Source organism: Roseibaca calidilacus, from assembly GCF_001517585.1.
In the GTDB taxonomy this organism is placed as follows: domain Bacteria; phylum Pseudomonadota; class Alphaproteobacteria; order Rhodobacterales; family Rhodobacteraceae; genus Roseinatronobacter; species Roseinatronobacter calidilacus.
The window spans coordinates 1,465,439-1,486,453 of sequence record NZ_FBYC01000004.1 but is presented as its reverse complement, the minus strand read 5'-3'; the positions used below and the strand labels follow the sequence as shown (position 1 = coordinate 1,486,453).

The window sequence follows — 21,015 nt, the reverse complement described above, 5'->3', positions numbered from 1 at the left end:
GTTTTATTTCTCCGTCTCGGTCAGGCCCTTCACGAACAGGCGCTGCATGAACAAGATGACAAGAATGGGGGGCAGGGCGGCCAGCACGACCGTCGCCATGACCAGATGCCAAAGCGGCTCGGAATCTCCGCCGGTAACCATGCGCTGAATACCCATGACGATGGTGTAATATTCAGGGTCGGTCGTAATCAGCAGCGGCCACAGATACTGGTTCCAGCCATAGATGAACATGATCACGAAAAGCGCGGCGATATTGGTGATCGAGAGCGGCAGCAGGATATCCTTGAAGAACTTCATCGGTCCGGCACCATCGACGCGGGCGGCTTCCATCATTTCTTCGGGAACCGTCATGAAGAACTGCCGGAACAGGAAGGTCGCCGTGGCCGACGCGATCAGTGGGATCGACAGGCCCGCAAAGCTGTTCAGCATTCCCAGATCGGCCACGACCTGAAAGGTCGGCAGGATTCGCACCTCAACCGGCAGCATCAGCGTCAGGAAAATGATCCAGAAGAAGAAGATGCGGAACGGAAAGCGGAAATAGACGATGGCAAAGGCCGAGAGCAGCGAAATTGACAACTTGCCAACGGTGATGGCCATGGCCATCACAAAGCTGTTCCAGAGCATCCCGCTGATCGGCGGCGTGCCTGCTTGCGACCGGCCTTGCGTGATTGCGGTCATGTAGTTTTCCAGCGCATTCGGCCCCGGCAAAAGCGGCATCACCCCGCGAACAAAGGTTCCGGGCGGATGGGTGGAGGCGATCACCGCCACATAGACCGGAAAGACCACAATCGCGACACCAAGGATCAGCACCAGATGGGCAAACAGATTGCCCCAGCGGTTATTTTCGACCATTGCCATGTCCTCAGTAATTCACGCGCCGCTCGATATAGCGGAACTGGATGACGGTCAGCACGATGACGATCCCCATAAGGATGACCGATTGCGCGGCGGATGAACCAAGGTTCAGGTTCACGAACCCGTCGCGGTAGACCTTGTAGACAAGGATATTCGTGGCCTGTGAAGGTCCACCCGCGGTGGTGGCATGGATCACGCCGAAGGTGTCGAACATGGCATAGACGACATTCACCACCATCAGGAAAAAGGTGATTGGTGAGAGCAGCGGAAAGACAATCGTCCAGAAGCGTTTGAAGCGGCTCGCGCCATCAATGGCGGCCGCCTCTATCAGCGATTGCGGAATGGATTGCAGCCCGGCAAGGAAGAACAGGAAATTATAACTGATCTGCTTCCATGCCGCCGCGATAATAACAAGGATCATGGCGTCGGTGCTCGACGCGCGGTGGTTCCAGTCATACCCCAAACCTTCCAGCATATACGGCATGATCCCGATGGATGGATTGAAGATGAACCACCACAGCACGCCCGCAATCGCAGGGGCGACCGCATAGGGCCAGACCAGAAAGGTGGTGTAGCTGTCGCGCGAGCGGATCATGCGGTTGACCATCACCGCAAATAGAAGCGACACCGACATGGACAGCAACGTGGTGCCGACGGCAAACCAGAAGGTCACGTTCAGCGAGTTCAGATAAAGCGGGTCGGCGAAAAGCCTGTAGAAATTGTCCAAGCCCACAAAATCGGTGCTCAGCCCGAATATGTCTTGCCGCAAGAGCGATTGATACAGCGCCTGTGCCGCGGGCCAGATGAAGAAGATCAACGTCACGATCACCTGAGGCGCAAGCAGCGCATAAGGCAACCATTTGCTGGAAAAGGTCATCCGCTTGGTTTGCATGAAACGGCCTTGCTATGTGGGAAAACACCGCCCTGCGATTTGCGCAGGGCGGTGTCGTGGTTGGGGTTGGATCAGTTTTGCGCTTCGAACTGGCGCAGCAATTCGTTGCCGCGACGCACGGCATCATCCGCAGCTTGCTGGCCGGTTTTTGCGCCGCTCATCACCGCTTCCATCTCTTCCGAGATGATGTCGCGGATCTGCACGAAGCTACCGAAACGCAGACCCTTGGAATTCGCGGTCGGCGTGTTGAGCGTCATCTGCTGGATGGAAATCTCTGCGCCGGGGTTTTCGGCGTAGAAATTCTGCTCTGCGCCCAGATCATAGGCAGCCTGCGTGATCGGCAGGTAGCCGGTCTGCTGATGCCACTCTGCCTGAACTTCGGGCTGCGACAGGTATTCGAAGAAACGTGCCACGCCTTGGTATTCGGCGTCGTCCTTGCCGGTCAGCACCCACAGGGTTGCGCCACCGATGATCGAGTTCTGAGGTGCGCCCTCGATATCATCATAATAGGGCTGCATGCCGTAGCCGACGTTGAATTCGGCATTCTGAAGCACGCCTGCGCGGCTGGCCGAAGACCCGAACACGATTGCACATTCGCCAGAATAGAAGGCAGGGAACGCGTCAGGGCCGGAATCCGGGCCGCCCCAGCGGAATGCACCTGCATCCTGCCAAGCTTTCAGGTTATCCCAATGGCGCACGACATGCTCGTTGTTGAACACAAATTCTGTGCCGAAACCGCCAAAGCCGTTTTCCAGCGTGCCCAGCGGGATGTCATGCCATGCGCTGAAGTTTTCCAGCATGATCCAGCTTGGCCAAGAGGTCGTGAACCCGCAAGGTGCGGCACCCGATTCAAGAATCGCAACCGACGCAGCCTCGATATCCGCCCATGTGGCAGGGGCCACTTCGGGGTCAAGGCCAGCGGCCTCGAAGACATCCTTGTTGTAATACATGATCGGCGTAGAGCTGTTGAACGGGAACGACAGCATGTTGCCATTCGGGTCGGTGTAATAGCCTACGACAGCCGGCAGAAAGGCTTCCGGGTCAAACGCGACGTCGTTGTCTGCCATCAGCTGATGAATCGGGTAGATCGCACCCTCGGCCGCCATCATGGTGCCGGTGCCGACTTCAAACACCTGCACGATGTGCGGCTGCTCGCCTGCGCGGAATGCAGCAATCGCGCCGGTCATCGTTTCGGTATAGGTTCCGCGGAAGCTGGGAACGACCTCGAACTCGGATTGGCTGGCATTGAAGTCAGCAGCAATCGCTTCAAGAATTTCGCCCAGTTCCCCGCCCATGGCGTGCCACCAGTTGATCGTTGTCTGAGCGTTGGCCCAAACCGGCGTAAGCGCTGTGGCGGTTGCCAAGCAGGCCCCGAAAACATGTTTCTTCATCTCATACTCCTTCTAGGAGATAGGGTTGATAAGCTCTGTCGATCGCGACCCGTTGGCGGCCGCTTGTCAGGTCGATACAAGAGCAATGTAACACATATAAGACAAGGCAATTTTCCAACACATAGCCATAATATTGTGTTATGGAAATTGTGGCCTCGTGGAATTATTGGGGAAATCATGGACCGACAACTTAGCTTGCGCCAGCTTGAGGCCCTCTTGGCCGTTGTCGAGCACGGCACGATGACGCGTGCCTCTCAGGCGCTCGGCATCTCGCAACCCGCGGTCAGCCGTCTGCTGGCCGATCTGACCGAATCGCTTGGTTTCCCCGTGCTCGAACGCCACGAAGGCCGTCTTGCACCCACGCAAGAAGCCCGCTTCTTGCTGCCCGATATCAAGCGCTCAATCGAATTGGTGGAGCGGATCTCTGATGCGGGACGCAGCATCATCCAGCGCAAGGCCGGAGAGTTGCGGATCGCCTGTCTGCCGGGCTTTGCGGTGAGCTACCTGCCCGAATTTCTGGCCGGGTTTCTGCGCGGCCGGCCCGATGTCACCCTGACATTGGAACCCGACCGGCCAGAGCGCATTCTTGAATGGATGGTCGGCGCGCAATTCGATGTCGGGATTACGGACACGGACGGATTCGAAGGCCACCCCGCGCTGGAAAGCACATCCATTGACATACGAACGGTGTGCATCTTTCCCGAAACAAGCCCGCTTGCGCGGTTATCCGTTATCCGGCCGCGTGATCTGGTTGGCCAAAAACTGATCCATGCGCGCCGGGAAAGCGACTATTTCCGCCGGTTGCAGGCTGTATTCGAGCAAGAGGGAGCGCCAATAGAAACCTTTATCGAGGCCCGACAATTCACCACGGCCTGCGAATTCGTGCGGCATGGGGCAGGGGTCTCGGTCATCAGCGAATTGGATGCCGTGCAATATGCTGCGCGTGGGGTCGCATTTCGCCCATTCGCGCCTGTGGTGCCGCACCGTCTGTCATTGGTCAGACCCATCCACAAAGCCCCCTCGCTGATCGCGCTGGAGTTCATAGAAGAGTTTTCGAACAGTCTGAAACGGTTTGCACTGCGCCGCCAATCGCCCATGACCGGTCAATAACAGGCGACGCCGGGCAGGCTACGACAGGTCGCTCACCAGCGCCACCGTGCGGCGCGCGGCCTACCAAGGCCGCGCGGTTTTGTTCGGGGCGCAGCGGCTGCGCTTAGATAATCCGCTTGCGAATGCTGGAAGACAGCTGCTCGAACACGATCACCACCACCAGAATGACCAGAATGATCGCGGCTGCCTGATCGTAGCGGAACAGGCGCATGGCTGTAGACAATTCCACACCAATCCCGCCCGCGCCGACAAGTCCCAGCGTTACGGCAGAGCGGATCGCCTTTTCTACGCTGAACAGCGATGTCGCGGTCATGGAGGCAAAGCTCTCTGGCAGGATCGCGCCGAAGATGACCGACAACCGGCCTGCGCCGGTCGATGTCAGCGCCTCTGACGGGCCTTTCTGAACTTCCTCGAACCGTTCGGAATAAAACCGCGCGGCAAAGCCGATCGTGTCCATGATAATGGCCAGAATGCCTGCCAATGGCCCCAGACCCACGGTCACCACGAAAATCAGCGCCCAGATCAGGTCAGGAATGGTGCGCGAAACCGAAATCACAAACCGTGCCAATGTGCGCACAACCGCGTTCGGGGCGGTGTTGCGTGCCGCCAGCAAGGCCAGCGGAATGGAAAACAGACAGCCAAAGGTCACACCCACCACGGCAATATTCAGCGTTTCCAGCATGGCATCGGCAATATTGGGCGCGCGCGAAAAATCCGGCGGCACGGCCTGCGCGATGAAGCGCACAAGGTTGCTGGCCCCGCGCACCAGCCGGTCCAGCGACAGATCCGAAGCAATCAGCCCCTGTATGAAAAACGCGGCAAAACCAACGACCAGCACCCAAGTCAGCGCCGATGGCGCGCGAAAACGCGGCGGGATGGAAGAATTCGTGTTCATGCTGCGGTTCCCCCGGCAATGGCATCGACCCGGGTCATGCCGCTGTAAAGCGCATTCATCTGCGCGCTGTCGGTCTCGGCAATGGCGGAATCAATCTCGACCTGTCCCGCTTTCATGCCGATGATCCGGTCCGCATATTCCTGCGCCAGTTCAAGCTGGTGCAGCGTACACAGCATGCTCAACCCTTCCTCGCGCACGATCCGCCATAACAGGTCCAGAACCTCGCGCCCGGCCTTGGGGTCTAGGCTTGCGATGGGTTCATCCGCGATCACCACTTTCGGGGCCTGCATCAGCATGCGTGCAATCGCCACGCGCTGCTGTTGCCCGCCCGATAGCTGCGATGGGCGGTGTTGCGCGCGATCTGCCATGCCCACGCGGTCCAGACAGGCCATGGCGCGGGCGCGTTCCTCTGCCGATGCTGTCAGCCCAAGGCAAGACAATAGCCCCAGCCGGTGCCGCCCCATCGCCCCAAGCAGCACGTTTTGAAAGGCGCTTAGTTGGGGCACAAGGTTGAATTGCTGAAACACATAACCCATGCTGCGCCGGATCTTCCGCAAATCGCGGCGCGATGCGTCGGTCAGGCTGGCCCCATGGATCATCACGCGGCCTGATTGCAGCTTTTCCAGCCCGTTCAGGCTGCGCAACAAGGTAGATTTTCCGCAGCCGTTTGCGCCCAGCAAAACAACCCCTTGCCCCGCAGGAATGTCAAACGACACCCCGCGCAGAACTTGCAGGTCGCCATAGCTGACACGCACATCTTCACAGGTTATGGCTGCATTCATCTGACGGCCCCCTTGTCTTTCATTCTGTCAACAATGATGGGCGGCCCTCCCCGCAGAAAGGCCGCCCAACACGTTTAGGTCACGCTGTTCAGTCGTCCAGAGCGATCCCGGCAACCTCGTACGCCATGCGCACGACATCGTAGATGGCGGGGTCCGTCTCGAACGACATATAGGCGTCGCGCTCGATGAACTTGTCGGCATTGCGCTCGGTCGAGGTCAGGCTTTCCCACAGCACGTCGGAATGCTCGGCCAGGGTTGCGCGCAGAGCGTCGCGGCAATCCTGCGGCAGGGTGGCGCGCATCACGACCGGGTCACCGGGCAGCGTGTCGGTCTGTGCCAACAGGCGGTATTCGGTGTCGGGGTCTTGCTCGCGGATCGCGTCCCAGTCCTTGTTGCCGCCGCCCATTGCGTCGACATCGTCATTGATCAGCACTTGGATGCGTGCATCACCGGCCATGATGATCTCTGCGTCGGCCTCGGGGTCCAGCCCGGCTTCGGCCATCAGCATCATCGGGAAGATGTGCCCAGAGGTGGAGCCAACATCCTTCAGCGCCACGCGCTTGCCCTTCAGGTCGGCCAGCGACTGGATGTCGCTGTCAGCCTTGACCACAAAGCTGGAACCATAATGCGGACGCACGATCGAGAACAGAATGTCCATCTCGGCCAGTTGCTGGAACAGCACGAATTCAGACGGCCCGGCAAAGACGAATTCAACTTCGTCGAATTGCAGCGCGGTGCCCGCAGCGGTGCGGTTCGACAGCGAATACAGGGCCAGTTCAACCCCGGTCAGTTCTTCGAAGGTTTCGGCAAACGGACCGAAAGCTTCGCTCAGATCGCCCATCCCTTCAATGCCGGTATCGGCCATGCGCAGCGGCGCGGGGCAAGCATCGGCCACGGATTGCGCATTTGCAGCGCCTGCAAGAAGAACAGCGGCAATGGCGGCCGGTGCGGTGAAGTGCTTCAGTCGGGTCATAGTGAACATCTCCTGTTTTAAGCCCTATTCCGCGGGACCCTAACAGTGCTGCATGACGGGTCTATGACAGTCCATCCTGCGCGGCCAATGGTGCCCGGTGGCCCCGTGCGCGCGCCGTGATCCGCCATGATAAACAAAATAGATGGGGCTTCGTTTGCCAAACATCGGCTTGTTTGCGTTGCCATTCGGGGAGGTTTTCGCATTTGAACGCTTGGCAGATCGCGCGCCCGACTGATTATACGCATCAACCTAGACGATGGTCTCTACCGTGAACCTTTGTCACTGTTCCGGGCTTGGACCACTTCTCGGGGATCATTTCCGCATGTCCTCGAAGCTGACTGGCGCGCATGCTTAACGTTTTACGAATCGGCTGCGGCCGGCTTTCTGGGCAAGGCGCACACTGTCCGACGCGGGTTTGAATTGTGGCGCAGATGTGTCTGAATGCTGGCCGCAACGGGGCGCTGGCAAGGCCAAAAAAGGCCGATGGGAAAGCGCCGCTCAGAACAGCCCATACAAAAGGTTAGGTTTCTGGCCAAAAGGCTAAAAACATGCACCTTATGCGAATTTACTATGCTTTTGCGGCTTTGAGAAAATTTAACACGTCTATCATGCTTAAATTCAGATGAAGGTTATTGGAGATAGCCATGAAAGTACTAGTTGTAGAAGATGACGGGCTTATGGCCCAAGCCATTGCCGCCATGCTGTTCAAAGCGCATTTCAATGTGACGATTGTGAACGACGCCCCGTCAGCGCTGGATATGATTACCGAATTCAGCTTTGACGCGGTGCTTCTGGATTTGCGGCTGAAGCGTGAATCCGGTCTGGACGTTCTGCGCAAGGCGCGCGAGCGGGGCGTGAAGTTCCCCATGTTGGTTTTGTCGGGCGACTTGGAAATGGACAGCAAGCTGGCCGCTTTCGCAGCCGGGGCCGATGACTACATTACCAAACCGTTCAAGATTGCGGAACTGAGCGCGCGGATCCAAGCCGTGGTTCGCCGCACGAATGGCCATGTCCGCAATACGATCGAAGTGGGCCCGCTGGTGATGGACATGGATTCGCGCACCGTCTTGGCAAATGGCAAAGAGGTTCCGCTGACATTCCGTGAATATGCCTTGCTGGAAGCGCTGGCGCTGCGCAAAGGGCGCACGCTGGAAAAGGAAACCCTGCTTAGCCTTCTATATGGCGGCATAGACGAGCCGAACGTGAAGATCATCGACGTGTTCATCTGCAAGCTGCGCAAGAAGCTGTCAGATGCATTGGACGGCGACTGCCCGATCCACACGGTTTGGGGGCACGGCTATATCCTGCGTGACCAGTCCGGTGTCGATGACATGCAATTGGTCGGCTAGCCAAGCTGCCGCTGCCGGCACGCCGCCCTTGTTATGAAAACCCGCGGTCGCGCGCAACCAGCGCGGCCTGCGTTCTGTTCGACACGTTCAACCGGCGGCACAGCGTTGTGACATGCAGCTTGATCGTGGCTTCGGATACCGTCAATTCCAGCGCGATTTCCTTGTTCGACTTGCCCTCGCACAGGCCACGCAGCACCTGCAATTCGCGCTTGGTCAGGTTTCGCAATAGCGGGTCGCTAGGTTGACCGGCCTCTTGCATAAGCTCTGCCGGTAGATACACCTCGCCCATCAGCATGAAATAAATCGCATTGCGCATGGATTTGGCGGAGAGCGATTTGGGCAAGAACCCGCTGGCACCGGCGGCAACCACATCTTCGACAAACGCGCGATTGAAATCGCCCGAAATGATGGCGACATGTGGCGCCAATTTGCGCGAAATCGCGTCTTTCAGCCCACCCAGACCGTTCATGCCGGGCATTCGGTAGTCCAGCAAGATCAGGTCGAAAGGGCCGTCGCGTTCGGCAATCGCAGCCGCTTCATCATAGCTGCTGGCTGTTGTTACAGTTGCCTTGCCATCGCTGGATAGAAACAGGCTAAGTGTGTCGCAAAGCAGACTGTGATCATCTGCCAATAAGATGCGCGCTTGGTTGGCGATATTGTCCTTGAAATCACCCACGCATACGTCCCTTGTTTTGTTAACGATCGGTATTATATAAATAGCACGTTAATGAATTTTCCAAATGCAAAAGTGCAGACCTGACCGGTCCGGACAGATCCAGACTGTCAGCATCGCTAGCAGGGGTATGGCCAAGTGCCACCAAAACCGGGCCGTTTTGCGCAGGCGACAGCAATTGGCGCAGCTTTGCGCTGGCAACGTCCAGCAAAGCTGCATCGACCAACAGCATGTCCCAACTGTCCGGGTCTTCTGTCAAAACTGCTTCGGCATCTTCCAAAGCAACGCAGGGCACGACATGTGCGCCCGTCGCTTCCAATGCGGTGGCAAGGCGCCGTTCCTCTGGCGTGTCGGACCCCAAGAGCAGGATGGTCTTGTCCACCAAGCCCGGATAGGTGGGGCGCAAGATATCATCTGACGGGCGGCCCTCGGTCGGGGCGTGCAGGGGCCACATGATCGTGAAAATTGTCCCTTCACCGGGCGCAGAACGCAGCGACAAAGCCCCCGAATGCGTCTGAACGGCATTCGCCACAATCGGCACACCCAAACCGGAGCCGCCTTCGCCCTTGGTGGAAAAATAGGGCGTGAAGATATTGTCGCGCACGTCTGGCGGCATGCCGGGGCCGTTATCCTGTATAATCAGACAGGTATAGTCCATGTTTGGATCATAATGGCCCACTTGGAAGTCCAGCGCGGCATCTTCGGGGCAGGGCGCACGCAGGGCGACGGTTATGCGCGCGGGGTTCTGGCCCGTTTCCACAAGCGCATCGCGCGCATTGATGCACAGGTTCATCACGACCTGCACCAGCCCAGTTGCATCGGCCCAGCCAATCAACGGCTCGTTGGGCAGGTGCGCGATCAGTTGCAAAGGCGCACGCAGGCCAGAGCGCACCAGTTCTATCGCGTCGGTGACAGGGGCGCGCAGGTCGATATGCTCTGGCTTCGCGTCGCGCTGGCGGCCAAGATCCATCAGGCGGCGCACAAGGTCAGAGGCTTGGTCCACCGCGCCATGAATGCGTTCGGCCAATTGCTTGGCATCGTCCGGTGTGGCCCCGTCCATCAGGCTTGCGGCGCTGGAAATCGCGGCCAGAAAATTGTTGAAGTCATGGGTCAGGCCAGCCGCGATCTGCGCCATTTCCTCGCGGCGGCGTGCCAGCGCCAGATGGTCGCGCAACTCGTCGCGTTCGGCTTCGGCCTTTAGCGCGTCTGTCATGTCGCGCAAAATGCACAGATACCCTTGTTCACCGTTGCGCGCGACCGAGACTTCGACATCCGTAAACCCGCCGCCGTCCCGCCGCGCGATCGTCTTGCCGGTCCAAGAGCCGTTCTTGTTCAGCTCTGGCAGCATCAGGGCGCCAGTGCTCATTACGCTGTCCACGTCGAACAGGTCGCGCCAGTTTTCGCCAACAAGGGCTTGGCCTTTGGCACGCCCGAAAACCCGCGCGGCGGCGGCATTGGCGTAGGTGACGCGACCGTCACGCGCCAGCAATACAAACCCGTCATGCGACGCATCCATCGCGCGGGCCCGGTCGGCCAGTGCGCGGGACTCGGCGTCTTTCAATTCGGTGATATCCGACAATATGCCAATGCGTCCGCCATCGGGCGTGGGCTGATAGGTCTGCCGATACCAATGGCTGCCGATCCTCAAGATCGACGTGTTGACATATTTGAACTTGAAAGCAGCTTGTTGATTGGCGATCCACGCCTCGTGATCGTCGCTGTTGGGTATGCAATACCCTTCGCGGATCGACGCGCGCAAAAAATCATACAGCGATGTGCCGGGGACCAGCACATCCTCCATCCCTTTGAAAATATCGCGATACCGGCTGTTGCACAGCACAAGCTCTTGGGCGGCGTCAAATTGAATGAACGCGTCTTGCAACACGTTGACGGCGCTGCGCAATTGCTCTCGGGCGTCTTGTTCGGCCTTCAGCGCGCGTTCAAGGCTGCGGGCATGGATGCGATGCTGGGTCATGTCGGTCTGGACCGACATGAACCCGCTCAATTCGCCCGTGTCGTCGAAAAGCGGCTGGATAGAGACCTCGATCCAATACAGCTCTCCGGTTTTGGTGCGGTTCAGGATTTCGCGCCTGATCGCCGTTTCATTTTTTATGGCGATGTGTAGGTCGGAAACCGTTTCGGGGTCTGTCAGGTCGCATTGCAACAGGCGGCCCGGCGATTTTCCCTTCACCTCTGCCAATTGATACCCGGTGCGGCGTTCGAAGGCAGGGTTCACCCATTCTATGCGGCCCATCGGGTCGGTCAGGATAACAAGGTTGGTGCTGTTTCGGGCAATTTCGCCCAAGCGTTCGATCTCTTGCTGCTGTAGCTGCGACTCTGTCACATCGCGCACGATGGCGACATATCCAGCCGTGTCGGATGCGCCATCATCGGGCCTGCGAGAGGCCGATATCGAATACCACCTCTGTTGGCCGTTCACCTCTAGCGTGCAGCGATAGCCCATTGCGATATCACGCCCTTCCAATTCGCGTTGAATGCTGCGGGCCAGCTTGGCGACATGGGGGGGCAGGCTGTGCTCGACGGGCTTGTTCAGCAGGTGCTCTTCGGGCAGCGGCAGGACAATGTTAGGGTTGGCATGAATGCGGGTAATGCGCAGGCCAGAGTCAAGTTCCAGCAGAATATCCGGGATCGCTTTCAGCGTTGCTTCAAGCTTGCGCTGCTCCTGCTCTTTCAGCAGCCGCGCCTGATTTGCCTGCGCCTCTATGTTGCGGCGCGACAGAAGCGTTGCAACCACATTGGCGACGGATTTTATAAGGTAGATTTCGCCGGGCAGGAAATCGCGATGGGCGCGCACAGCATCATAGCCCATGAACCCGAACAAGTGCCCATTCATTTGCAGCGGCACCGCCAAAAGCGACAGAATGCCCTGCATTTCCAAGATCTCGCGCAGTTCGCTGTCCGGTGCCAGCGCGCCGATATCGGCGATATACACATGCCCGACCGTGTTGAACAACGGCCACCACGGCCCAGCCATGTCCCGCGGCACGTCCTGCAAATCTTGCTTCATCGGTGCGATGCCCTCGGCGCACCATTCATGCGTGTTCGACAGGGTGACGGGGCTGGTTTCAACGAAAAGATAGGTCCGGTCAGACCCGCAAAACTGGCCCAGCCGCGCCAAGGCTTCGTCAATGACCGTGTCGATGCGGTCTATCGGGGCCTGCAACAGATCGTTGATCAGGTCCACGACGACGGATTGCGCATCAATCAGCCGCTCTAGCGTTTGCTGGGCCTTGTATTTGCGGTCCTGCTTGTTTTCCATAAGGCACCAGCTGAACAAGCGCAGGATTCCGCGCGCTTCGGCCACGCGCGAAATATCGCTCTTGGACAGTTCGGTGCCTTGTTCCACCCCGACCAGCAGCAGAACAGAGCCGCATTGTTCGTCGTGGCGGCTGACCAGCGCGCAATACAGCCCATCACCAATTCGGACGGGCCGCATATCGGCGGCAGCGCTTTCTAGCTTACGAAATGTCGGCTCATCCAACGTCTGAAGCGCCGATGGCATGACAAGGCCCGACAGCGGCTGAAGAGAGGGGGGGTCTTGCTCTAGCGTGACCAGCGTGCAGAAATTCGCGCCCAAAGCGGTGCAAATCGTGTCCAGCAGCTTGGGAATTTGTGCGCTTGGGTCCGGCAAAAAACTGGCTTCTTGCGCTTGCGCAATCAGGGCTTCTGCCCAGCCGGTGCCGTGCTCGATATTCATTGTACCTCGACTGCGCTCATAATGTCTTTCGCCATTGCGATATCCTGCTGCGCCAAGGTGTAAAGCTGGGCCAGGTTTTCCCGTTTAAGCGGAAGAACGCCGCGTAGTCTATGGGCTTCATTGCCGCTCTTGACCATCCCCAAGGTCAACGCGCCGCCCTTGAACGTGTGCAACAGGTTGTCTTGCTGGTTGGTGTCCCCGGCGGTGATGGCGTCACACAATGCGGCGCGTACATCGGGCAATTCTGCGGCAAAGCGGTTGATGAGGCTGTTCACCAGTTCGGCGCCAAGCGTTTGGAACAGGTCTTCTAGCTGTGGGTTTGCCGCGCCGCGTTCGGGTGTTTGCGCCCCCTCTGGCAAGGTGCGCTTTGGCGGCGCGTCCAGCGCGCCGGCATGCATGCTCAGAATGCGTTCAAGCGCGGCCAGCGTGATCGGTTTTGGAATGAAATCGGACATGCCGGCTTCCAGACAGGCCCGTCGGTCTTCGGGAAAGGCGTTGGCGGTCAGGCCCACGATCGGCCCGTCATAACCGCGACAGCGGATGCGCCGAGTGGCCTCCAGACCGTCGATGACAGGCATCTGCATATCCATCAGCACAATGTCGGGGAGGTGAGTTGCAACGGCCTCTATCGCTTGTTGGCCATTGGCGGCATAGAAGTGGTCATGTTCCAGATGCGTCAGCATCCCGATGACGACTTCGGCGTTTACGGCGTTATCCTCTGCGACCAGAACCCGCAAACTGCGGAGCGGGGCTGCGATACTGGCTGCGGCGGGCGTGTTGTCTTTCAGTCGTTGCACCGGAATTTCGAACCAGAACAGACTGCCCACGCCAACCTCGCTTGAAACTCCCATGCGGCCGCCCAAGGCTGCGACAATGCGTTTGCAGATCGCCAGTCCCAGCCCGCTGCCACCAAAACGGCGCGACAGGCTGTCATCTATCTGGCTGAATTCCTTGAACAGGTTGCGCTGGTCTTCCGCCGAAATGCCGATTCCGTCATCCTGTACCTCTACCCGAAGCAGATTGTCTTGCAGCGCCCCGCGCACCACGACTTCACCCTTTGGCGTAAATTTCAGCGCGTTTCCGATCAGGTTGATCATAAGCTGGCTAAGCCGCGCGTCATTGGTCAGAATACGCTCTGGCGGCAGGTTGACGGTCAGTGTCAGGCCCGACGCATCGGCCTGTGCGGCAAAGGCTTCTTTCAGGATTGCGCCAAGTTCCCCAAGGTCCACCTTTACGATGCGTTCCTCGAAAACGCCCGCTTCCATGCGCGAGAAATCAAGAATCCCGTCAATCAGGTCACGCAGCAGGATGGCAGAGGCCCGGATGGTGCCGATGCGCTTGGCCTGCGCTTCGGGGCCCGTATCAAGGCGCAACAGGTCGGCAGAGCCGATGATTCCATTCAACGGGGTGCGAATTTCGTGGCTCATCGTGGCAAGGAAGGCCGATTTCGCCTTGCTTGCCGCTTTGGCGCGTTCTGCCTGTTTTTCGCTTCGCAGACGCAGAACGCTCATGCGCCGGTTGGATTGCGCGACATTGCGCAGTTGCAACATGAGCAGCACGAATATGCCCACGAAGGCCAGAATCAAGCCCAAGGCCAGAAATGCAAGCTGGTCCTGTATCTGCCCGCGGATTTCCCTGTCGTTAACGCGAATCGCATTGGCCGCCGAATTCGCGTTGAGCAGCAGGTTATTTGTCAATTCGCGCTTTACTTCCAGTTGTTGGGCAATGTCGCTGACACGTTGGATCAGGTTGGGCATGTCCGGGTCGAGCGCGTCAATCTGGTCCGTCAAGCCAAAGACGAAATCGCTGATGTTGTCGGCCAGATCGGCTAGTTTCTGTTGGTCCGACAGGTCCAGCAAGAATGTGCCGCGCTCAAGCAATTGAACGCGGCTGTAAAGGATGTCGTAGTGAAACAACAAACCATCTAGCAAACTGGTGTTGCCGGTTTCCGCGATCAACTGCGCATGGCGGTGCAATTCGCGCATATGGCGGTCGGTCTGGAACACCGCCCAGACGGCGTCTTCGCGCACGATCGAATCCATGTCGCGCTCTGCGTCAAGCAGCCGCATGAACAAGATGCCCGCCGCCGCCACAAACAAAAATGCAAGCAGGCTAAGAAATGCGACGCCAAATCGCCCTTTCCAAGGCTGGGATGACCGGCGCCGCGTTGGCATCAGGGGCGCACTTCTATGGCTTTGACCTGCCACACAGAGCGCGAGAAATAGACTTCGTTCTTAAGCTCTGGGTGTTCGTCGAACGGGTAGATCACGAAAAGCGGGCCTTTGTCGCGGACCGCCATGGTTTCGCCATTCAACCGGGTCGCCAGAATGACCGGAAAATCCACGATGTCGGACCACGGCATAGCCGCAGCATAGTCGTTCAGCGCGACAAGATTCAGCTCTGACCCGTCCATCCCGGTTTGCGCCATGACATCGGCAATCAGCGGGCCGGAAAACTCTTGCGGGCCTTCATACCAAGGGGTTTCGGTGGTTGTGACGCGCTGGTCAAGCGCATCCAGCATGTCCAGATCGAACTGGGCTTGGGCTTCGGCGCCATCGGTCACCGTCAGGATGACCGGGCCTGTCGGGGTATCTGCCCATGCCGGGGCCACAACGCCCAGCACGGCAACTGCCGCCAGCGCACGAAAATGAGTGAGTATATGCATCAACTTGATCCCTATCATAAGTCGAAAGCACCCTAGCTTTCCTAAGGTATCGAAAGCTTGTCAGTAATTTATTAACCAAATGTTTAAGCTTTGCGAAATCCCCAAAAGCCCAAATCTACAAGGTGTCGCCGGGCGGACACTGCGCAGTGTTCTCAGCCGTCGGCCGCGTCTGTTTTGGCCGCCAAGGGCAGCACGGTCTGAAAGGCTGAAGACAAGGATCGCGTTGTAAACGGCTTGCCGACACAGGCATCGAATCCGGCTTGAAAATAGCTGGCCCGCTGTTCCGAATTCGTGTTTGCTGTGACAGCGACCGCCGGAACACGCGGCAAAGCCCATTCCTGTTCGGTGCGGCGAATTTGGCTGATGACGTCTGTGCCGGAAATGGCTGGCATGTTGATATCCAGCAACAGCAGGTCAAACGCTTCTGGCACCCATGCTTGCAATGCTGCATCGCCATCTTCGCACATGGTCAGCTCGGCCCCCATCTTGTGCAGCATGACCTGCAAAATCTTGCGGTTGGCGGCGTTGTCATCGGCGACAAGCATACGCATTCCGGTCAGATCGGTGATGGGGTTCTGAACGTTGGGACATTTGGTTTGCGGCATGGGCAGCGTCAGTGTTGCTGCCGTTCCGACATTCGGTTCAGATTGAATGTCCAGCCGCCCATGCATGGCGTTGGTCAGCCCATGTGCGATAGACAAGCCAATGCCGCAGCCTTCAAATTCGCGCGCCATACGGTCATCAACCTGCGCGAAAGGTTCCATCGCGCGCGCGATCTCATCTTGTGTCATGCCAATGCCGCTGTCGATCACCTTGATGGCGACAGAGTCGGGCATGGCATGCACAAGCTTTACCTCTATCATACCGTTTTGCGTGAACTTCACGGCATTGGACAGCAAGTTGTGCAGCACTTGTCGCACCCGTGTGCGGTCGCCAAGCCGGTTGTCCGGCGGCAAGCTGTTGCCATCGAAGCGAAAGCCCAGCCCTTTTGCCGTGGCCGTGCGCGCGAAGGTTGTGCAAAGCTCTTGCAGCAGGGCATTCATATCGAATTCCTGCGCGACCGGGGTGATGGCATTGTTTTCAAGGTCGGACAGGTCCAGCACATTGCCCAGCACATCGTTCAGCTTTTGGGCAGCTTGGGTAATCTCTTGCAGACCGTCGGTGCAGGCGCGGGTGCCTATATCGTCGCGCAGCAATTCCGCAGTGCCGATGATGGCAGTCAGCGGGGTGCGCATCTCATGGCTTATGGTGGCCAGGAAGGCCGATTTCGCTCGGCTAAGTTTTGCGGCCGCGTCGCGCGCGGCGGCAAGGGCGGTCACGTCGCCACCCGAACCACGATAGCCCGCGAACCGGCCTTGCGCATCGGTGAACGGGATTGCGCTGATCTGGACGGTGTGTTCCCTGCGGTCTGCTGAATTCAGCACGACGATCTCATGCTCAACCGGGTTATGGGGCGCCATGAACAGGCTGGAAAACCGCTGGTTGGCTTTGGCCGGGTCGCTAAACCGTCCATGCAACGTGTCGACATGCCGCCCAAGCACGCTCTCTGGCACTGCGCCCAAGCCGAGCGCCATTGTCTCGGAAACATAGGAAATGCGGCATTCGCTGTCGATCTCGAAGAAGAACGCTCCGCTGATACGGGCGATGTCGGACATGCGATCCGACAATGTCCGACTGGTGTTGCGGGCTGAAACAAGGTCGGACACATCGACCTGTGTCAGCACAATATAGCGCGCCGCAATCCCCGGTTCGGGCACTGGGCGCAGGCTGATTTCGCGCCATGTCGCGGCCTGCCGTGTGGCAAATGACAGCATAAAGCGGCCTGCCACGCGCTCTGCCAAGGCCTTTTCCAATTGCACGCGCGCCTTCGAAGGCTGCGCGCCGGCCCAGATACCCTCTGGCGGCTGCGCCATAAGCTCGTCTTTGCTTTTGCCGGTTGCGGCCAGCAGCCCGTCGCTGATGAACACCACCGGGCAGCCGGGGCTGCGCGCGTCCAGAACCGCAATATTGCTGCCAGAGGCCGAGATGACCGTCCGCAGCAAGCGCTCGCCTTCTTCGGCGCGCTTTTGCGCTTCGTGCAGGGCCAAAAGATTGTGCACACGCAGGCGCAGTTCTTCTATATTGACCGGCTTCTTCAAAAAATCGGTTGCGCCTGCCTTGATCGCCGCCATTTTCGTGGCCTGATCGTCATCGCCCGTAATCACGATAACGGGCAGATGCTGCGTGGCGTCTTCAGCGCGCAGCAGTCGAATGGCATCGGCCCCGGTTTTGTCGGGCAGGCGGTGGTCGAAAATCGCCAGATCGGCCCCGTTGCGACAGGCGTCAATGCCTTCCTGTGCGGTGCTGAAGGTTTGCAGTTCGTAATCTGGAACGCTATCGAAAGCTGCGGCAAGAACCTGCAAAACCAGTTGATTATCTTCTACAATTACAATGCGCATGAAAACTGCCCGCCTTCCCGGTTAAGGCGACACTTACATGTAAAGATTTACACGAATTTAAGGCCAGCGCAGGTGCCGCTGGCCTCTGTCACCAGTGTAAACCGGTTTGCAAGAACGGTGCCACATCCGCCTATTCGGCCGCTTCGACCCGGTGTGTTGGCCCGTGGGTTTCGTTGCTGGGGCAAAGGCTGGAGGGCGAAACGATCATCGCCACATCGCCGCGCGACAGCAATGCGACCCCGGACAGGTTGGGCAAATCGCGGATCACGCCGCGCAGGGGCCGCGACATCACCAATTGCTGGCCCAGCAATTCATCCACCGGCACGGCGATACGGCTTTCGGGCAGGCTAAGCACCATATAGACCATACTGCCTTTGTCACAGCTTGCAGGCATGGTGAACACGTTGCGAATGGGAACAAGTTCATCGGCACTCAGGCGCAGCCAGTCTTGTGGCCCGTCAAGGTCGCGCACAGTCACAATGGCATCGGGGCCAGGTTGCAGGATGCTGCGAATGGCATTTACGGGAATCACATAGCGGGCACCGTTCGCGGCCACGACCATGCCGTCCAGAACCTCGGTCAGGACCGGCACGAAGACATGTACGCGGAACCCGCCTTCGGGCGTGCGGATCAGTCGGACCCGGCCGGAATGGGCCACCAAGCCTTGTTCCAGCGCGGCAATCTGTTCTTCGTTGGGCGGAAGTTTCGCGTCATCTTCAAGAACAAGGATGATCTGGTCTTCCAGCTTGCGCAGCGCCAGATGCAAACGTCGTGGGGCGCGCGTGGGGTGCGCCAGCCGCGACAGGAAATAGCTGCGGAACGCCATACGAAGACTGCTAAGCAAGCTGACATCCAGCATTTCGTTTTCGCCGGACAGGGTAAGGCTGGCTTCGAACCCGTTGCCGCGTGCTTCGGTGCTGACCAAAACGGCCAAGGGGCGCAGAACGCTGGCCGCCGCGCGAATGCGCACGGCAGAGGTTAGCTGTTGCAGCTCTGTCATATGCCCCATGGTCTGTGACCCAAGCTGCGAAATCTCGCGCACTTGCTCTGACATGCGGTCGCCCAACTTGCGCAGGGCTTGCCGCATTGCGCGGGTATCTCCGCCGCTCTGACGCCAGATGCTTTCAAACATCTCGGGCAAATCCATCTCGGACAATTCGCCCAGCATGTTTTGCAACATGGCCTGCCCGGCGGCGACTTCGCCCAATTGTTTGAAAATCTCGCTCGACAGCGCCGGCGTGGTCTGAGGCTCTGGCTGTTCAACAGGCTCGTCGGTCTGCTCGCCAGCATCTTCCGGCACAGGCGACAGGCTGCGCAAGACACGCAATTTTTGCCCGTTCGGGTCCAGTTCTGCCAAGGTGCTGACCAGACCCTCTTCCGAGGTATCCGCCGCGATCAGAAAGTCGAAGATCGTTTTGTCGCCTTCGAAAACCGTGACATTGGTGATGGCTTGAATCTGCTCGCTGCCGATCAGATCGAACAGGGCTTCGGCCATCGCGTTGTCGCTGTTCACATCGGCGCGCAGAATGAAGAATTGCAAACCGGCATCCAGCGCGGTTTTGGCCGCCATCGTGCTTTCCGGTGACAATACCTTGTGAAATTCCGCAGGCAGGCCAAGGCGGCGTTCGATCGTGCCAGAGGTAACACCGCCTGCTTTCAGGAAATCCGCATCGGTGACATCGCGCAGATGCGCTTGCAGGCGGTCCAGATCGGGCGGAACGCCGTCGCGCAGGGCTTCGAACACCATCTCAAGCGTTTCGACAAAGCCTTTGGCAATACGCAACAGGATCACGTCCGGCTGGATGCCCCGCGCACCGCATCGGCTGAACAGGTCGAGGATCGACATCGCCAGTTCCGAGGCGAGTTCCAAGCGGTAATGTCCGCAGGCATGATGGACCAGCCTGACGAACCGTTCCAGATTACGGTAATCTGTGGGCGATGCGGTTTCAGCGCCCAAGCGGTCCAAGGTGGCGCGCAGGTTTTCCAGTGTTTCGAAAACCTGTTCTGCGGCCAGTTTCCGAAGCAGCGCCCGTGGACTTGGGACAGAACTTGAGGTCGCGTCTGTCTGCGTATTCTCAACGAACAGCAATTCCTCGAACAAGCGCAAGGTGCTGCGCCTGTAATCCGGCATATCGGTTGCCGCCAGCAAGGTGCGTGCGGCAGATGTCACCCGGACATAGCCGAAGGCCTCTGACACATCGCACAATTTGGAAACAGCGGGTTGCAAAATGGCGCTGTCGGGCAACACGCCTTCGGACGTGGCAGGGTGCAGCCGCTCCAACGCGATCAACGCCTCTGCGGCCTGCTCTAGAAAATCGCCGGTGGCAAGCTCTGGGCGGCTTTCGGCGAATTCATCGGCGCAGGCACCAACCATCGTCCCCAGCGTTTCGATGATCTCTTCCAAATTATCGCGTTCGGGGGGGTGGGGCAGGGCGTCGATGACCTCTAGCCAAGACTCCAACCCTAGCTGTTTCGCGGCATGTGTCAGGCCCGGCAACAGCTTGTCAACGCCGCGCATTTCCCCGCTGGATCGTGCGGTTTTCAGCTTCTCGATGGCTTCATGAACCATCTCGTGGAAAATGGCGATATAGGTCGCGTCTTGGGACAGGGGTTTGGACGTGCTGTCGCTTTGCCCCTTGGCGGGCTGGGGCTGTTCAACGGCGGCGGGTTGCGCGACGACGGGTTCTGGTGCTGGTTCCTGTTCCTGTTCCGGTTCTGGCTCAGGTTCGGGCTCTGGCTCTGGCTCTGGCTCTGGCTCGGGGTCAGGTTCTGCCATAGTGTCAGGCTGTGCGCCGGCACCGCCATCATTCTCTGCACTGTCCTGAACGACATCTTGCGCGGCAGGTTCTGCGCCTTGGTGCGCAGAGCAGCGTTCGATCTTGTCCGACAGGCGGCGGACCAGATCCTCTGTCGCGGTCGGGTCAATATCGGCCCGGTTTTGCGCGGTCTCGTCCAGCATCTCGCGCAGCCGGTCGCCGGTTTCCAGAAGCAGGGCAAGGATCTCTGCGTCCAGCGGCACGCCCTGATCGCGGACCAGCCCGATCAGGTCCTCGGCCAGATGCGCGCGCTTTTCGACCATTTCCAGCCCCAGCACCCGCGAATTCCCTTTGAAGGTGTGAACCGCGCGGAACAAGGCCGCGACAAGCGGGGCTTGCTCATCGACCGTGCAGCTCTGCAAAGATAGCAGTGCATCTTCCATGGCATCCATGGCTTGCGCACCGTCATCGGCATACAGCGCCCAGATTTCGTCCATTTCATCGTTCATCGCGGGTGT

General features: G+C 58.7%; 14 protein-coding genes. 2 read left to right on the top strand and 12 right to left on the bottom strand.

Annotated features, from left to right (window positions below):
* Nucleotides 1–3: 3 nt before the first annotated feature.
* The 3 genes from ugpE to ugpB all read right to left on the bottom strand — a co-directional run bounded on the left by ugpE (nucleotide 4) and on the right by ugpB (nucleotide 3,138).
* Nucleotides 4–852, bottom strand: a complete 849-nt coding sequence (gene ugpE, locus AWT76_RS10885) for a sn-glycerol-3-phosphate ABC transporter permease UgpE (RefSeq protein ID WP_072246376.1) — start codon at nucleotides 850–852, stop codon at nucleotides 4–6.
* A 10-nt stretch (nucleotides 853–862) separates the two neighbouring features.
* Complete coding sequence (gene ugpA / locus AWT76_RS10880) at nucleotides 863–1,747, bottom strand: sn-glycerol-3-phosphate ABC transporter permease UgpA (protein WP_072246375.1); 885 nt, start codon at nucleotides 1,745–1,747, stop codon at nucleotides 863–865.
* Nucleotides 1,748–1,818: 71 nt separating this feature from the next.
* Nucleotides 1,819–3,138, bottom strand: a complete 1,320-nt coding sequence (ugpB, locus tag AWT76_RS10875) for a sn-glycerol-3-phosphate ABC transporter substrate-binding protein UgpB (protein ID WP_072246374.1) — start codon at nucleotides 3,136–3,138, stop codon at nucleotides 1,819–1,821.
* A gap of 177 nt (nucleotides 3,139–3,315) precedes the next feature.
* Here ugpB and AWT76_RS10870 point away from each other — a divergent pair, with 177 nt between their 5' ends.
* Nucleotides 3,316–4,248, top strand: coding sequence for a LysR substrate-binding domain-containing protein (locus AWT76_RS10870; protein ID WP_072246373.1), 933 nt, complete (start codon nucleotides 3,316–3,318; stop codon nucleotides 4,246–4,248).
* Nucleotides 4,249–4,351: 103 nt separating this feature from the next.
* Here AWT76_RS10870 and phnE read toward each other — a convergent pair whose 3' ends face one another.
* The 3 genes from phnE to AWT76_RS10855 form a co-directional block, all read right to left on the bottom strand.
* Nucleotides 4,352–5,143: a phosphonate ABC transporter, permease protein PhnE gene (gene phnE / locus AWT76_RS10865; protein ID WP_072246372.1), complete on the bottom strand. Its 792-nt coding sequence runs from the start codon at nucleotides 5,141–5,143 to the stop codon at nucleotides 4,352–4,354.
* Nucleotides 5,140–5,925, bottom strand: coding sequence for a phosphonate ABC transporter ATP-binding protein (locus AWT76_RS10860; protein ID WP_072246371.1), 786 nt, complete (start codon nucleotides 5,923–5,925; stop codon nucleotides 5,140–5,142). The genes phnE and AWT76_RS10860 overlap by 4 nt, the downstream gene beginning before the upstream one ends.
* Before the next feature lie 88 nt (nucleotides 5,926–6,013).
* The gene (locus AWT76_RS10855; protein WP_072247653.1) at nucleotides 6,014–6,898 is read right to left on the bottom strand and encodes a phosphate/phosphite/phosphonate ABC transporter substrate-binding protein; all 885 of its coding nucleotides are present in this window, start codon (nucleotides 6,896–6,898) and stop codon (nucleotides 6,014–6,016) included.
* Between the two features lie 644 nt (nucleotides 6,899–7,542).
* Between AWT76_RS10855 and AWT76_RS10850 the strand changes: the two genes are divergently transcribed.
* Nucleotides 7,543–8,247 (top strand): response regulator transcription factor, encoded by a 705-nt coding sequence (locus AWT76_RS10850; protein WP_072246370.1) that lies wholly within the window; start codon nucleotides 7,543–7,545, stop codon nucleotides 8,245–8,247.
* A gap of 31 nt (nucleotides 8,248–8,278) precedes the next feature.
* On the opposite strand, the gene AWT76_RS10845 is transcribed toward AWT76_RS10850, so the two are convergent.
* From AWT76_RS10845 to AWT76_RS10820, 6 genes are all read right to left on the bottom strand, one after another.
* Nucleotides 8,279–8,923 carry a LuxR C-terminal-related transcriptional regulator gene (locus AWT76_RS10845; protein ID WP_245638807.1) on the bottom strand — a complete coding sequence of 215 codons (645 nt, stop codon included), beginning with the start codon at nucleotides 8,921–8,923 and terminating at the stop codon, nucleotides 8,279–8,281.
* 19 nt (nucleotides 8,924–8,942) lie between these two features.
* Complete coding sequence (locus AWT76_RS10840) at nucleotides 8,943–12,638, bottom strand: PAS domain S-box protein (protein WP_072246369.1); 3,696 nt, start codon at nucleotides 12,636–12,638, stop codon at nucleotides 8,943–8,945.
* Nucleotides 12,635–14,707, bottom strand: coding sequence for an ATP-binding protein (locus AWT76_RS10835; RefSeq protein WP_176699387.1), 2,073 nt, complete (start codon nucleotides 14,705–14,707; stop codon nucleotides 12,635–12,637). The genes AWT76_RS10840 and AWT76_RS10835 overlap by 4 nt, the downstream gene beginning before the upstream one ends.
* A 104-nt stretch (nucleotides 14,708–14,811) precedes the next feature.
* Entirely contained in the window at nucleotides 14,812–15,303 is a 492-nt protein-coding gene (locus AWT76_RS10830) for a putative pterin-binding protein (protein ID WP_072247651.1), read from the bottom strand.
* Nucleotides 15,304–15,455: 152 nt separating this feature from the next.
* Complete coding sequence (locus tag AWT76_RS10825; protein WP_072246367.1) at nucleotides 15,456–17,741, bottom strand: response regulator; 2,286 nt, start codon at nucleotides 17,739–17,741, stop codon at nucleotides 15,456–15,458.
* 130 nt (nucleotides 17,742–17,871) lie between these two features.
* Nucleotides 17,872–21,006 (bottom strand): Hpt domain-containing protein, encoded by a 3,135-nt coding sequence (locus tag AWT76_RS10820; RefSeq protein ID WP_072246366.1) that lies wholly within the window; start codon nucleotides 21,004–21,006, stop codon nucleotides 17,872–17,874.
* Nucleotides 21,007–21,015: the final 9 nt, after the last annotated feature.

Bases quoted from the DNA above. Each gene is read 5' to 3' on its own strand.
- ugpE (WP_072246376.1), bottom strand. From the start codon at position 852: ATGGTCGAAAATAACCGCTGGGGCAATCTGTTTGCCCATCTGGTGCTG.
- ugpA (WP_072246375.1), bottom strand. From the start codon at position 1,747: ATGCAAACCAAGCGGATGACCTTTTCCAGCAAATGGTTGCCTTATGCG.
- ugpB (WP_072246374.1), bottom strand. From the start codon at position 3,138: ATGAAGAAACATGTTTTCGGGGCCTGCTTGGCAACCGCCACAGCGCTT.
- AWT76_RS10870 (WP_072246373.1), top strand. From the start codon at position 3,316: ATGGACCGACAACTTAGCTTGCGCCAGCTTGAGGCCCTCTTGGCCGTT.
- phnE (WP_072246372.1), bottom strand. From the start codon at position 5,143: ATGAACACGAATTCTTCCATCCCGCCGCGTTTTCGCGCGCCATCGGCG.
- AWT76_RS10860 (WP_072246371.1), bottom strand. From the start codon at position 5,925: ATGAATGCAGCCATAACCTGTGAAGATGTGCGTGTCAGCTATGGCGAC.
- AWT76_RS10855 (WP_072247653.1), bottom strand. From the start codon at position 6,898: ATGACCCGACTGAAGCACTTCACCGCACCGGCCGCCATTGCCGCTGTT.
- AWT76_RS10850 (WP_072246370.1), top strand. From the start codon at position 7,543: ATGAAAGTACTAGTTGTAGAAGATGACGGGCTTATGGCCCAAGCCATT.
- AWT76_RS10840 (WP_072246369.1), bottom strand. From the start codon at position 12,638: ATGAATATCGAGCACGGCACCGGCTGGGCAGAAGCCCTGATTGCGCAA.
- AWT76_RS10835 (WP_176699387.1), bottom strand. From the start codon at position 14,707: ATGCGGCTGCTTGACGCAGAGCGCGACATGGATTCGATCGTGCGCGAA.
- AWT76_RS10830 (WP_072247651.1), bottom strand. From the start codon at position 15,303: ATGCATATACTCACTCATTTTCGTGCGCTGGCGGCAGTTGCCGTGCTG.
- AWT76_RS10825 (WP_072246367.1), bottom strand. From the start codon at position 17,741: ATGCGCATTGTAATTGTAGAAGATAATCAACTGGTTTTGCAGGTTCTT.
- AWT76_RS10820 (WP_072246366.1), bottom strand. From the start codon at position 21,006: ATGAACGATGAAATGGACGAAATCTGGGCGCTGTATGCCGATGACGGT.